This is a genomic window from Streptomyces nymphaeiformis (assembly GCF_014203895.1).
Lineage (GTDB): Bacteria > Actinomycetota > Actinomycetes > Streptomycetales > Streptomycetaceae > Streptomyces > Streptomyces nymphaeiformis.
In genome coordinates this window covers 1,234,144-1,247,807 of record NZ_JACHJY010000001.1, presented here as the reverse complement: position 1 = coordinate 1,247,807, position 13,664 = coordinate 1,234,144, and the positions used below count along the sequence as shown (strand labels likewise).

At 74.7% G+C, this 13,664-nt stretch carries 11 protein-coding genes; 4 read left to right on the top strand and 7 right to left on the bottom strand.

All coding sequences use genetic code 11. From position 1 onward, the window contains the following. Nucleotides 1-21 precede the first annotated feature (21 nt). Nucleotides 22-1,257, top strand: a complete 1,236-nt coding sequence (locus tag GGE06_RS05565) for an amidohydrolase (RefSeq protein WP_184930123.1) — start codon at nucleotides 22-24, stop codon at nucleotides 1,255-1,257. 57 nt (nucleotides 1,258-1,314) lie between these two features. Here the strand turns inward: GGE06_RS05565 and GGE06_RS05560 are convergent, their stop codons facing one another. Further along, nucleotides 1,315-2,772: an APC family permease gene (locus tag GGE06_RS05560; RefSeq protein ID WP_184930122.1), complete on the bottom strand. Its 1,458-nt coding sequence runs from the start codon at nucleotides 2,770-2,772 to the stop codon at nucleotides 1,315-1,317. Next, the gene (locus tag GGE06_RS05555; protein ID WP_184930121.1) at nucleotides 2,769-4,040 is read right to left on the bottom strand and encodes an amidohydrolase; all 1,272 of its coding nucleotides are present in this window, start codon (nucleotides 4,038-4,040) and stop codon (nucleotides 2,769-2,771) included. The genes GGE06_RS05560 and GGE06_RS05555 overlap by 4 nt, the downstream gene beginning before the upstream one ends. Nucleotides 4,041-4,243: 203 nt before the next feature. On the opposite strand from GGE06_RS05555, the gene GGE06_RS05550 reads away from it, so the two are divergent. After that, entirely contained in the window at nucleotides 4,244-4,939 is a 696-nt protein-coding gene (locus GGE06_RS05550; RefSeq protein ID WP_184930120.1) for a GntR family transcriptional regulator, read from the top strand. A gap of 128 nt (nucleotides 4,940-5,067) precedes the next feature. Continuing rightward, nucleotides 5,068-5,877, top strand: coding sequence for an NAD-dependent epimerase/dehydratase family protein (locus GGE06_RS05545; protein WP_116161640.1), 810 nt, complete (start codon nucleotides 5,068-5,070; stop codon nucleotides 5,875-5,877). A gap of 313 nt (nucleotides 5,878-6,190) precedes the next feature. Here the strand turns inward: GGE06_RS05545 and GGE06_RS05540 are convergent, their stop codons facing one another. After that, nucleotides 6,191-7,195: an AraC family transcriptional regulator gene (locus tag GGE06_RS05540; protein WP_221517663.1), complete on the bottom strand. Its 1,005-nt coding sequence runs from the start codon at nucleotides 7,193-7,195 to the stop codon at nucleotides 6,191-6,193. A 115-nt stretch (nucleotides 7,196-7,310) separates the two neighbouring features. Here GGE06_RS05540 and GGE06_RS05535 point away from each other — a divergent pair, with 115 nt between their 5' ends. Then, the gene (locus GGE06_RS05535; RefSeq protein WP_246532308.1) at nucleotides 7,311-8,546 is read left to right on the top strand and encodes a TerD family protein; all 1,236 of its coding nucleotides are present in this window, start codon (nucleotides 7,311-7,313) and stop codon (nucleotides 8,544-8,546) included. A gap of 3 nt (nucleotides 8,547-8,549) precedes the next feature. On the opposite strand, the gene GGE06_RS05530 is transcribed toward GGE06_RS05535, so the two are convergent. The 4 genes from GGE06_RS05530 to GGE06_RS05515 form a co-directional block, all read right to left on the bottom strand. Continuing rightward, nucleotides 8,550-9,566 (bottom strand): 1-aminocyclopropane-1-carboxylate deaminase, encoded by a 1,017-nt coding sequence (locus GGE06_RS05530; protein ID WP_116161637.1) that lies wholly within the window; start codon nucleotides 9,564-9,566, stop codon nucleotides 8,550-8,552. A 53-nt stretch (nucleotides 9,567-9,619) separates the two neighbouring features. Next, nucleotides 9,620-10,459: a GntR family transcriptional regulator gene (locus tag GGE06_RS05525; RefSeq protein WP_184930119.1), complete on the bottom strand. Its 840-nt coding sequence runs from the start codon at nucleotides 10,457-10,459 to the stop codon at nucleotides 9,620-9,622. 54 nt (nucleotides 10,460-10,513) lie between these two features. Then, a complete protein-coding gene (locus GGE06_RS05520; protein WP_116161636.1) occupies nucleotides 10,514-11,938 on the bottom strand; it encodes an alkaline phosphatase PhoX in 1,425 nt (474 codons plus the stop codon). Between the two features lie 197 nt (nucleotides 11,939-12,135). Then, complete coding sequence (locus GGE06_RS05515; RefSeq protein WP_184930118.1) at nucleotides 12,136-13,590, bottom strand: hypothetical protein; 1,455 nt, start codon at nucleotides 13,588-13,590, stop codon at nucleotides 12,136-12,138. Between the last annotated feature and the right edge of the window lie 74 nt (nucleotides 13,591-13,664).

Here is a 13,664-nt window from a genome sequence, read left to right as displayed (position 1 = left end):
CCAGGACCCGTGGTATACCAAATGGGGCATCAGCTGACCCCGCACCCAAGGAGCGCCCCCGTGACCGTCACCGTCTTCCACAACGTCCGCCCCTTCGGGGAGCAGCCCCGCGACCTGATCGCCGTGGACGGCGAACTGGTCGCGGAGATCCCCCCGGGCGCCGAGGTGGAACGGATCGACGGCGCCGGCCGCCTGGCCCTCCCCACCCTCGTGGACGCCCACATCCACCCCGACAAGACCTCCTGGGGCGAGCCCTGGCACAGCCGCCGCCCCGCGCACGGCATCGCCGAGTACGTCGCCGGTGACGTGGAGCTGGCCCGCGCCCTGCCGACCCCGGTGGGCGAGCGGGCGCTGCGGCTCATGTCGCACGCCGCCGCCCGGGGCACCCGGGCGATGCGCGCCCACGCGGACGTGGCCCCGGCCTACGGGCTCTCCGGCATCGAGGGGGTCGCCGAGGCGGCCCGGAAGCTCGCCGGGATCGTGGACGTCGAGCTGGTCGCGTTCCCGCAGCACGGGGTGGTCCGGACGCCGGGGGTGGCCGAGCTCCTGGCGGAGGCGGCCGCGAGCGGGCTCGTCACGCACATCGGCGGCATCGACCCGGCGGGCTTCGACGCGGACGGCGGTCGGGAGGGCGACAACGGCGACCAGCTCAGCACGGTCTTCGGGCTGGCCGAGAAGCACGGGCTCGGGCTCGACATCCACCTCCACGACCGGGGCGAGCAGGGCCTCGCGCCGCTGCGGGACATCGCCGCCCGCACCCGGGCCCTCGGCCTGCAGGGCCGGGTGAACGTGGGGCACGCCTTCGCGGTCGCCGCCCTCTCCGGCAGGGAGCTCGACGAGACGGCCGACCTGCTCGCGGAGGCGGGGATCTCGCTCACCACGGTCGCGCTGTCCGTGACGACGATCCTGCCGTTCGCGCGGCTCGCGGAGCGCGGGGTGACGGTCGGTCTCGGCTCGGACGGGGTCCGGGACAGCTGGAGCCCGTTCGGCGACGCGGACATGCTGCACCGCGCCTGGCTGGCCGCGTGGGCCCTGGACGCCCGGCTCGACGAGGAGCTGGAGGCCTGCTTCCGGGTCGCGGCCGACGGGGGCGCGGAGCTGCTCGGCCTGCCGGAGGCGGACCTCCGGCCGGGCTCGCCCGCCGACTTCATGCTGATGGACGGCGAGTGCCTGCCGCAGGCGGTGGTGGACGTGCCGCGCCGTGACCTGGTGGTCCGCGCGGGCCGGGTGGTGGCCCGGGACGGCCGCCTGGTCTGAGCAGCACGGCCGGGCGTACGGGGCGGGGGGCGGCCCCCGCCCCGTACGCGCACCCGGTCAGTCCCGCTCCACGTCCACCGTCGTGAGGGAGGCGTACCGCTCGGGGTCCGTGCGGCGGATGCGCCGGGCCACGAGCAGGCCGGCCACGAGGACCACCGGCAGCGGCACCAGGAGGGCCGTGTTCACGGCGCCGGTGCGGCCGGTGAGCAGGTCGAAGTGGACCACGGCCAGGACGGTCAGCAGGGCGAGGCCGGCGCAGGAGACGAGCGGCGCCCAGACGACGCGGGCGGCCGAGAGGCCCATCCGGTCGCGCCGGAAGTAGGCCCAGACGGCGAGCGCGGCGAGGGCCTGCATGCCCATGATGCCGAGGACGCCGACGCTGTTGGTCCACAGGAAGACCTCGCCGTACGGGTCGGCGGCGAGGAGCGCCCCGACGGCGACGACGGCCAGGTTGAAGCCGGTCTGGGCGACGACGGCGCCGCCGGGCGAGCCGTGCCTGCCGGAGACCGCGCCGAGGCGGCGGGGCAGCAGGCCTTCGCGGCCGAGGGCGTAGAGGTAGCGGGCTCCGGCGTTGTGGAAGGCGAGCGTGGCGGCGAAGGCGCTGACGATGATGAGGCCGTGCATGGCGTCCGCCAGCCAGGGCCCCGCGTACAGTTCGGCGGCCTTGAAGGTGAGTTCGGGTCCGTCGGCCGTGCGGGCGAGCTCGACGGCCCGGTCGGTGCCGAACGCGCCCATGATCAGCCAGCAGCCGAGGGAGTAGAAGACGGCGAGGAAGCCGATCGCGATGAAGGTGGCGCGGGGCACGGTCCTGCGGGGTTCGCGTACCTCCTCGGCGAAGATCGCGGTGGCCTCGAAGCCGGTGAAGGCGCCGATGACCAGGACGAACATGCCCGCGACGCCGCCGGCGGCGAGGGTGGAGGGGGCGAAGGAGGCGGTGTCGAGGGCGGCGGTGCCGCGCTCGCCGAGGATGCCGCCGTCCATGACGACGAGCGAGAGGACCTCCAGGACGAGGGCGATGCCGAGGACCTTGGCGCTGAGCGTGACCTTCAGCCAGCCGAGCACGCCGACGGCGAGGACGCAGAGTCCGGAGAGCAGCCACCAGGGCACGTCGGCGCCGGTGGCGTCGCGGACCGATCCGGCGGCGAAGTAGCCGAAGGCGGCGGCGACTCCGGGGGTGACGAGGTTGTACGAGACGACGGCGACGTAGGCGGTGCCGACGCCGAGGCCGCGGGCGACGTACGCGTAGAAGGCGCCGGCGTTGCGGACGTGCAGGCTCATCGCGGTGAACCCGGCGGCGAAGAGGGCGAGCAGGACGCCGGAGACGAGGTAGGCGAGCGGGGCGCCGGGGCCGCCGATGCCGATGGCGAAGGGGGCGACGCCGGCGAGGACGGTGAGCGGCGCGGCGGCGGCCACGACGAAGAAGACGAGGTCGAAGGTGCCGATCCGGCCGGCGGCGAGACGGCCCGCCGTCTCCGGGGCCTTCGGAGCCGTACGGGATGCGGTGTCGGTGTTCACGCGGCTCCTCCGGCGGACGGGACGAGCGCGGACGGGCCGGACGCGGACGGGACGAGCGCCGGGTAGTCGTCGTCGGCGAAGGGACCGACGACCTTCCCGGCGTGCAGGACGAGCAGCCGGCGGGGGTGGGCGGCGACGGCCTCCGCGACGGAGCCGGCGGCGACCGCGACGAGGTCGGCGCGGGCGCCGGGGGCGAGGCCGTAGTCGACGAGGCCGAGCGCGGCGGCGGCCTCGCCGGTGACGAGGGAGGCGGCGACGGACAGTTCGGGGTCGGTCATGAGACCGGTCCTGAGGCCGATGATCGTGGCGCGTTCGAGCATGTCGGCGGTGCCGTAGGGCCACCAGGTGTCGCGGATGTTGTCGGAGCCGGCGAAGACCCGGACGCCGTGCTCGCGCAGCCGGAGGACGGGCGGCACGGGGCCGCTCGGGCCGTTGGTCATGATCGCGACGCCGGCGGCGGCGAGGGCGGTGGCGGTGCGGTCGAGGTCGCCGTCGTCGACGTCACCGAGGGCGTAGGCGTGGCTGACGGCGACCTTGCCGCCGAGGCCGAGGGCGGCGGTGCGGGCGGCGATGTCCCGCAGCTGGGCGGTGCCGGTCTCGCCGCCGTCGTGGAGGTGCAGGTCGATGCCCTTGCCGTGGCGCTCGGCGAGGCCGAAGACGAGGTCGAGCTGGCCGGCCGCGTCGCCGTCGAAGCCGACGGGGTCGAGGCCGCCGACGAGGTCGGCGCCGTCGGCGAGGGCCGCGTCGAGGAGGTCGGCGACGCCGGGCGCGGCGACGACCCCGGACTGCGGGAAGGCGACGAGCTGGATGCCGAGCCGGTCGCGGAACTCCTCGCGGACGCCGAGGAGGGCGTGCAGGTGGTCGAGGCCGGTGTCGGGGTCGACGTCGACGTGGGAGCGGACGTGTCCGGTGCCGAGGGAGACCATGCGGCGGGCGAGCGCGGCGGCCCGTTCGGCGACGGGCACCTCCTCGGTGCGGCGGGACTCGCGCTCGGACTCGATCTGCTCCTGCAGGGTGGCGGTGGCCCGGTGCGGGCGCCAGGGGGCGCCGAGGAGCGTCTTGTCGAGGTGGGCGTGGCCGTCGACGAGGGCGGGCAGCAGCAGCGCGCCGCCGAGGTCGAGCGCGCCGGGCAGGGCCGGACGGCCCGGTACGTGCGGCTCGACGGCGCTCACCCGGCCGTCCTCGAGGTGGACGTCGGCGGTGCGGCCGTCGGGGAGGGCGGCCCCGAGGAGGGCGGTGGGCCCGGGCGGGGCGGAGGCCTCGCTCATGGTGTCTCCTTGGCGAAAGGTACGTACGAGTCGCAGGGGGCACGCCGGGATCCCCCTGGTGATCGCGGCGCGGCGCCAACGTAGCTGGTATACCGAATACCAGGCAATGGTGTGCGGGCCCTCACTTCGAGCCCCTCCCGAACCGGTCTGCGAAGATCGGGGAAGCACCGTCTCCGCCGCACCTCCCGACTGGAGCCCTCCCGATGACCACCCCCCGTCCCGCCGCCCGCAGCACCGCCATCGGGGACACCCACCCGTCCCTGCGGGAGCGGGTGTACGTGGAGCTGCGCGAGCGGATCATCGAGGGCGACTACCCGGCGGGGCTGCGGCTCGTCGAGCGGGAGATAGCCGACGAGCTGCGGGTCTCCCGGGTGCCGGTGCGCGAGGCGATGCAGCGCCTGGAGTCGGAGGGCTTCCTCTCGGTGCAGCCGCGCCGGGGTTCGGTGGTCGCGGAGTTCGGCCCGCGGGACGCCGAGCACCTCTTCGACGTACGGGAGAACCTGGAGGGCCTGGCCGCGCGGCTCGCCGCCCGGCACGCGAGCCCCGCGCAGCTGCGGGACCTGGAGCGGCTCCTGGCGCGGGCGAGGAGGGCGGCGGAGTCCGGGCGGCTGCGCGAGGCCGTCTCGCTCAACGCCGACTTCCACCGCCACGTCGTCGAGCTCTCCGGGAACCCGCTCCTGATGGACCTGATGGCCCCGCTCGACTCCCGGCTGCGCCGGCTCTTCCGGCTCACCTCGGCGCAGGCGGACGGCGAGCCGATGTGCGGGGCGCACGAGCGGCTGTACGAGGCGGTCCGCGACCGCGACGAGGACGGTGCGGAGGCCCTGGCCCGCGCCCACGTCGCCGACACCCGTGCCTCGGCCCAGCGCCTCCTCGCGGCGCTGCCGGACGCTCCCTAGGCCGGTCCGGTCAAGGCGATTGCGCACCTCCGTCAAGGTTCTTGACGCTCCGTCGGGCGCCTTCCTAGCGTGCCCACGGGGGTGAACAGCGCCCCCGCGCACGCCGCTCGACAGAGGAGACCCGCCCCATGACCGCACCCCGCACCGTCCTGCTCACCGGCGCCGCCGGAGCCGTCGGCACGATGATGCGGGAGCTGCTGCCCCCGTACGGCCACGAGCTCCGCCTCCTGGACGTCAACCCCGTGCCGGGCGCTCCCGACGCGGTCCGCGCCGACCTCGCGGACCGGGCGGCGCTGCGCGAGGCGGCCCGGGGCGTCGACGCGATCGTGCACCTGGCGGGCATCTCCCTGGAGGCCGACTTCGAGAAGATCCTGGCCGTCAACATCGCCGGCACCCACCACCTCTACGAGGCCGCCCGCGAGGAGGGCGTCCGGCGCGTGGTCTTCGCCTCCAGCAACCACGCGGTCGGCTTCACCCGGCGCCCGCGCGAGGGCGAGCCGCCGGTCCCGGTCGGCACCCCGCACCGGCCCGACACCTTCTACGGCCTCTCCAAGTGCTTCGGCGAGGACCTCGCCCAGCTCTACTGGGACCGGCACGGGATCGAGACCGTCTCCCTGCGCATCGGCTCCTGCACCCCGGAGCCCACCTCGGCCCGGATGCTCTCGACGTGGCTGAGCCCCGCCGACTGCGCCCGTCTCGTGCACGCCTCGCTCACCGCGCAGGACGTGGCCCACACGGTCGTGTACGGCTCGTCCGCCAACACGCGCGCGTGGTGGGACCTCTCCGCGGCCCGGGCGCTCGGGTACGCGCCGGAGGACGACGCGGAGGCGTACGCGGAGAAGATCCTCGCCGAGCAGGGCCCCCTGGTCGAGGGCAGCCCCGACGACCTGTACGTGGGCGGCCAGTTCTGCGCGGACGCGCCGCGCTGGCCGCACTGAGCGCGGGGCACGGAGGTACGCAGGACCCGGCCGGACTGATACGGGGGAGCCGGCCGGGGCCCGGGTCACGGGCGCGGGACTGCGCGCCGGACCTGCTCACCGTAGGCCCGCCCGAAGATCATCGCGAGCCGCAGAACGCGGCACCTGTCCGGAATGCGCGACGGGTCGATGCAGGCCCGGAAGCGCACGGTGCGCCCCTCCCGGTGGTGGGCTCGCGCTCCGTTCCCGATCGGGCGCCCGCTTCCTGTGGTCGCTCATGCGCCCCGCCCCCGACCCCGGTCAGGCGCCCGCCCTACGGCCGCCCAGCGACCCGTCAGGCGCTCGCCCTCAGCGTCCGGGACGGCGGCTCGCCGAACCGCTCCCGGTAGTGGGCCGCGAACCGGCCCTGGTGGGCGAAGCCCCAGCGCCAGGCCACCTCGCTCACGCTCACCTCGTCCGGCGCGGCCGCCCGCAGCTCCTCGCGGACCCGGTCGAGCCGGACCTCGCGCACGTACGCCATCGGTGACATCCCCACGTACTCGCGGAAGGACTCCTGGAGGCGGCGCACGCTCACCCGGGCCAGGGTCGCGAGTTCGGTGGTCGTGAACGGGTGCTCGGGTCGCTCCCGCACCGCGTCCATGGCGCGTTTGACGGGGGCCGGGCGCCGCGGTTCCCCCGGGTGGGCGAGCGCCTCGCGCCAGGGGTGCTCGGCGGCCAGGAGCAGCCCGTTGAGCAGGGCCTCCTGGAGGGGCCTCGCGACCAGCTCGTGCGTGGCGAGGCCCTCCCCGGCGAGCGCCTCGGCGGCGACCTGACGGGCGAAGCGCACCCAGCTCAGGCCGGGGCCGCGCGTGATGTCCAGGCGGGGCGCGAAGACGAGCGGGCCGCGCGGGGGACGGCCCATCAGCTGTTCGAGGCGGTCGCGCAGTTCGGCCGCGCCGACCTTCACGGACAGGGTCCGGCAGTCCCCGCTCCAGCGGTCGAGGAAGGTGTCGCCGGCCGGGTCGAGGAGCAGCGCCTCGGCGGGCGTGGCGACGATCCGGGAGCTGCCGCCCTGGCGCATTTCCATCGTTCCGCTCATGGGTGCGTTGAGGTGGTACGCGCCGAGCTCGCCGAAGCTCATCCGCACGTCGGCGCCGCAGCTGAGGTCGCCGATGACCAGCGGCCCGAGCGCCACGGTGTCGAAGCGGGCCGCGAAGGGGCGCCGCTCCCCGTCGACGACGGCCATGCGGTTCGCGTAGTACCGCGCGTCGAGCTCCTCGCGGGCCTCGTCCACGTCCTCCGTCCGGAACGAGCTCCCGCCCGATGTCCCCGCGCCGCCCGCGGCCCCCGCTTCTCCCATGGGTCGAAAGAATATTCTTATGGCGGATCTGACCGGGAATGGCCCCCGTCACCGGGGTGGCCGAACCGGTCGTCGGTAAGGGAACGGCAAAGGGGGCCTGATCGTTACCCCTGGCATGACCGCTATGACCCCCGGCTCGAACATCCCTCTCACCGCCGCGCGCGTGGCGGTGGACGTGGCCGCCCCCGTGCGGCTCGACGTCTCGGGCCTGCTGCTCGGCGCCAACGGCAAGGTGCGCTCGGACGACGACTTCATCTTCTACAACCAGCCGGCCGGGCCCGGTGTCACCTACCGCTCCGGCGGCGGGGCCGCGCCCGACGCGATCCTGGTGGACACCGGCGCCCTCCCCGCCGGCATCGAGCGGATCGTCGTCACGGCGAGCCCGGACGCCGCCGGCCAGACCTTCCAGGGCATCGAGCCGACGGCCACGATCCGGAACGCGGACGACGGCTCCGTGATCGCCACGTTCACGCCGCCGCAGCTGGCCACGGAGACGGCGCTCGTGGTCGTCGAGATCTACCTGCGGAACGGCGCGTGGAAGGCCCGCGCGGTCGGCCAGGGGTACGCGAACGGGCTCGCCGGCATCGCGACCGACTTCGGCGTCTCGGTGGACGACGAGCCCGCCGCCGCACCGGCCCCCGCGCCCGTCGCCGCAGCCCCCGTCGCCCCGCCGGTGCCGCCCGCGCCGCCCGCCGCCCCGGTGGACCCGCGCGTCGCGGCCTCCGTGCCCCCGGCCCCGGCCGCCGCCCCTGCCGCCGGCCCCGTCTCCACCGGCAAGATCAACCTCGACAAGGGCCGGGTCAGCCTCCAGAAGAACCAGACGGTGTCCCTGGTCAAGGGCGGCCGCCCGCTGCTCTCCCAGGTCAAGATGGGCCTCGGCTGGGAGCCCGCCTACCGGGGCAAGGACATCGACCTGGACGCCTCCGTCATCGCGTACGGCCCGCAGCGCAACCACCTGGACAGCTGCTACTTCGGCAAGCTGTCCATCCTGAACGGCTCGATCAAGCACTCCGGCGACAACCTGACCGGCGAGGGCGCGGGCGACGACGAGGTGATCACGGTCGACCTCGGCCGCCTCCCGGCCGACGCCACCGGGCTGGTCTTCACGGTCAACTCCTTCTCCGGCCAGAAGTTCACCGAGGTCGCCAAGGCCTACTGCCGGCTGCTCGACGCGGCGACGGGCGAGGAGCTGGTCCGCTTCGACCTGACCACGGCCGAGCCGCAGACCGGCGTGATGATGGCCAAGCTGATCAAGCAGTTCTCCGGCGAGTGGGAGATGACGGCGATGGGCGAGTTCGTGAAGTCGCGGACCGTCCGGGGCATGGTCAAGCCGGCCGCCCAGGCGCTGTAGGCCTCAGAACAGGGCGCTGTAGGCGTTGAGGGCGGGCTGGCCGCCGAGGTGGGCGTAGAGCACGGTCGAGTCCCGGCCGATCTCTCCCCGGTCCACCAGGTCGACCAGACCCGCCATCGACTTCCCCTCGTAGACGGGGTCGGTGACCATGCCCTCGGTGCGGGCGGCGAGCCGCATCGCGTCGAGGGTGGTCTCGTCCGGGATGCCGTACACCCCGGCGTGGTAGCGCTCGTCGAGCTCGACGTCGGCCGCCGTCACCTCGCGCTCGACGCCGATGAGGGCGGCGGTGTCCCGGGCGATCCGGGTGATCTGCTCGTGCGTCGGGACGGGCTTCGCGGAGGCGTCGATGCCGATGATCCGCCGGGCCGGGCCGCCCTCCTCGGCGAGCGCGGCGAAGCCCGCGACCATGCCGGCCTGGGTGGAGCCGGTCACCGAGCAGACGACGACCGTGTCGAAGAGGACGCCGAGCTCCCGCTCCTGTTCGGCGACCTCGTAGGCCCAGTTCGCGAAGCCGAGACCGCCGAGCCGGTGGTCGGAGGCGCCCGCGGGGATCGCGTACGGCTTCCCGCCGCCCTCCTCGACCTCGCGCAGGGCCTGCTCCCAGCTCTCCTTGAAGCCGATGCCGAATCCGGCCTTCACCAGGCGCACGTCGGCGCCCGCGAGGCGGCTGATCAGGATGTTCCCGACCTTGTCGTAGACGGAGTCGGGCCAGTCGACCCAGCTCTCCTGCACGAGGACGCACTTGAGGCCGGCGCGGGCGGCGACGGCGGCGACCTGGCGCGTGTGGTTGGACTGGACGCCGCCGATGGAGACGAGGGTGTCGCAGCCCTGGGCGAGCGCGTCGGCGACCAGGTACTCCAGCTTGCGGGTCTTGTTCCCGCCGTACGCGACGCCGGAGTTGCAGTCCTCGCGCTTGGCCCACAGGGCGGCGCCGCCGAGGTGGTGGGTCAGCCGTTCGAGCGGGTGGACCGGGGAGGGTCCGAAGAGGAGCGGATAGCGGTCGAAGTCGTTGATCGGCAAAGCGGCTCCCGGTGGGTGCGGCGACGGTCGACTGTCCTGGACGCGCTGGGGCCCTACGGAACCGGAGGCTCCGCGGGCACGAGCCTCTCGGGCACGGGCCTCTCGGGCACGGGCTTCCCGGGCACAGGATCCCCGGGCACGGGCTTCCCGGTGCCGGGCTCGTGGCTCCCGGGGGGCCTCCCACCCGCGATCTCCCCGGCCCCCTGGGCCGGTCCCGCGAAGATGCCCGTGACCTCGGCCACCTCGATGGCGTCGTCCGCGAGCTGTTCGAGCGCGGCCCAGATCTCCGTGGTGACCCGCACCGCCTCCTCCGCGTCCCCCGCCGCGCACGCCTCGATGAGCCGGGCGTGCAGTTCGGCCGATCCGCAGCTCCCGGCGTCGCCGAAGAGCCGCCGCTCGACGCGGCGGATCAGGGGGGTGTAGCGCGCGATCGTCGCGGCGGCGGCGTGGTTGCCGCTGGCGACGACGAGGACCTGGTGGAGCTCGTCGTCGGCGTCGAGCGCGGCCTCCACGTCGGAGGCGCGGACGGCCGCCGCGAAGCGCTCGTTGGCCTCGCGCATGGTGCGGATGCCCTCGGGGCCGAGCAGCGGCACCCCGGTCCTGGCGGCGAGCTCGTGCATCACCCGCACCACCGAGGCGGCGTCCCGGACGACCCGGCTGACCGGCCGGGTGACCCGGGTGTAGCTCTGCGGCTTGGACTCGACGAGTCCCTCGGCGCCGAGCCGGGCCAGGGCCTCGCGCACGGGTGCGCGCGAGAGCCCGAGCCGTTCGGCGAGATCGGCGTCCTTCAGCGGGACACCGGGGGCGAGGTCGCCGCGCACGATGGCCTCGCGCAGCGCCTCGTAGGCCCGGTCACGCAGCAGGGTCCGGCCCACGGGCCGCAGTGCGTCCATGGACTGACATGTTAGATGTCAGTCCATGGACCTGACCAGGGATCAGTTCAAGCCTCAACGACGGGGCTGGCGGCGCCAGGGACCGGTGATCGCGACCATGATGCCCGGGGTCTGGATGTTGGCGAACAGCGTGTCGCCGTCGGGCGAGAACGTCACGCCGGTGAACTCGCTGTCGTTGAGGTCGTTGCGGGCGATGGGGTAGGTGCGGCCGGAGTCGGTGGCACCGAAGAGGTGCTGGACGCCCTCGCCGTCCTCGGCGATGACGAGACCGCCGTACGGGGAGACGGTGATGTTGTCGGGGCCGTCGAAGGCGCCGTCCTCGTCCGGGGTGGCGTTCACGCCGAGGAGCACCTTGAGGGTGAGGGTGCGGCGCTTCGGGTCGTAGAACCAGATCTGGCCGTCGTGCGCGGCGCCGGGGCTCTCCTCGCGCGCGTAGGAGGAGACGATGTACGCGCCGCCGTCGCCCCACCACATGCCCTCCAGCTTGCGGGCACGGGTGACCTGGCCGTCCGTGAACTGCTTGCGGACGGAGGTGGTGCGGGCGTCGCGGTCGGGGACGTCGATCCAGTCGACGCCGTAGACGGTGCCGATCCGGGTGGCGCGGGACAGGTCGTCCACGAAGCGGCCCGAGGAGTCGATGCACTTGAAGGCCTGGAGCGCGCCGGCGTCGTCGGCGAGGGCGCGGAGCCGGCCGCGGCCGTGCTCGAAGTCCTGCGGCGGCACCCAGCGGTAGAGCAGTCCGTTGGGGCCGGAGGCGTCCTCGGTGAGGTAGGCGTGGCCGCGCTTGGGGTCGACGACGACGGCCTCGTGGGCGTACCGGCCGAAGGCCTTGACCGGCTTCGGGGCGAGGTTGGCGCGGCGGTCGTGCGGGTCGACCTCGAAGATGTAGCCGTGGTCCTTGGTCATGCCGTTCTTGCCGGCCAGGTCCTCGGTCTCCTCGCCGGTCAGCCAGGTGCCCCAGGCGGTGCGGCCGCCCGCGCAGTTGGTGGAGGTGCCGGCGAGGCCGACCCACTCGGCGACGGTGCCGTCGCGGTGCACCTCGACGACGGTGCAGCCGCCGGCCGCGGCCGGGTCGTAGACGAGGCCCTCGGCGAGCGGGACGGGGTGGGGCCACGAGGCGCGGGGGCCCTTGAGCTCGTGGTTGTTGACCAGGTACGTGGTGCCGCGCGGCCCGTCGAAGGCGGCGGTGCCGTCGTGGTTGGAGGGGGTGAACTCGCCGGACTCGAGGCGGGTCTCACCGCTGTGGGTGATGACGCGGTACGAGAAGCCCTCGGGCAGCGCGAGCATCCCGTCGGGGTCGGCGACCAGCGGGCCGTACCCGAGCGCGGGCTCGTGACGGTGGCCCGCCCCGTACGCCTCCGGCTCGTCGGAGGCGAGCGCCTCGGGCGCGGTGGCGAGAGCCCCGACGACACCGGTGAGGGCGAGCCCCGCACCGGCGACGGCGGACTGCTTGGCGAACTCTCTGCGGTTCAGCGGCATGGTGGTGGCGTCTCCCTGTGGTGGCCGGATCTCGCGGGCCACCCTCCCGCGCGCCCACGAACTCCACCTGAACACCACGGGAACACCACCGGGCGCGGTGCCGCGCGGAACCCGGGCCCGTACGGGCGCCCCCTCCCGGGACACCACCTCGGCCGCCCCTCGCGGAGGATTCCTCCGGGACCCGCCCAGGCCTCCGCTCAGGCCCCCGAGCGCGACCTCGCCTTGAAGGCCGCCTTGCGGGCGTCCTTCGCCGCAGCCTTGTCGCGGTGGAGGCGGCCCATCGCCTCCAGGACCTCCGCCGTCGCCGGGTGCTCCACGCGCCAGGCCGCCTCGAAGAAGCCGCTGTGGCGGCCGGTGAGGCCCTCGATGAGCTCCTGGAGCTCCTCCAGGTCCCCGTCCGAGTCGAGCTGGGCCGCGATCGTGTCGATGGCCAGCCAGAAGATCATCGACTCCGGCGGTGCGGGCACGTCCGCCGCGCCGCGCTCCGCGAGCCAGACCCGGGCGAGGCCGCCGAGTTCCGCGTCGTCCAGGACCTCCCGGACGGCGGGCTCGGCCTCGGCGCCCACGAGGGAGAGCGTCTGCTGGCAGTGGAGGCGGCGGAGCGGGGAGCCGGCGTCGGCGCCCCGGGCGGCGTGCAGCAGCTCGCGGGCCGCGTCGAGCGCGTCGCGCCCGGCCAGCCACGCGGCGGTCTCCTCGCGGGCCGCGGCCTCCGGGTAGCCGGCGATCCCGGTGAGGAGCACGTCGGCGCCCTTCTCCGTCAGGTCGCCGACGGCGGGCGCGTCGACGCCGGCCTCCAGCATCCGGGCGCGGACGCCGTAGAGCCCGAGCGGGGTGAGCCGGACCATGCCGTAGCGGGTGACGTCCTCGTCGTCGACGGGCGGCGCGGGCTCCTCGCCCTCCTCGGCCATGAGGGCCTCGTCGACGGGCTGGTACTCGACGAGCCCGATCGGTTCGAGCAGCCGGAACTGCTCGTCGAGCCGCATCATCGCGTCCGAGACCTGCTCCAGGACGTCGTCGGTGGGCTCGCCCATGTCGTCGGGGACGACCATCGACGCGGCGAGCGCGGGCAGCGGTACGGGGCCTTCGCCGGCGCCGCCCTCGCTGACGGTCAGCAGGTAGAGGTTGCCGAGGACGCCCTCCAGGAAGTCGGCCTCCGCCTCGGGGTCCCAGTCGAGCGCGTCGAAGTCGATCTCGCCGTCCTCGCCGACGAGCGCGTCCAGGTCGTCGAGGACGGGGGCGACGGCGTCGGCGAAGACGGCGTCGAAGCCGTCCAGCCAGAGGCCGAGGACGTCCTGGGGCGAACCGCCCGTGACCAGCGCGAGGTTCTCGCCGGGGCCGGCCTTGCCGGGGAGGTCGGCGTCCTCGCCCTCCTCGCCGTCCTCGACGGCGACGAGCCCGGTGTCGACGGCGAGCCGCCAGGCGTCGCCGGCCCAGGTCTCGCCGTCCTCGTCGTCGCCGAGGCCCAGGACCTCCGCGGCCTCGGGGAGTTGCTCGTCGACGAGCTCGCCGCCCGCGTCGACCCGGGTGTCGGGGCCGGCCCAGCGGGCGAGCCGTACGGCCTGGGCGAGGAGGGGGGCGGCCAGGGCGTCCCGCGCCAGCTCCGCGTCCGCACGCAGCCGAACGGGGGGAAGGGTGGGGTGCTCCGCTGACATGTGGGGGGTCTCCTCGACGCGTGCGTGGGTGGAGCCGAAAGGGGCTCGACGAGCTCCTCAGGGTAGACGCATCC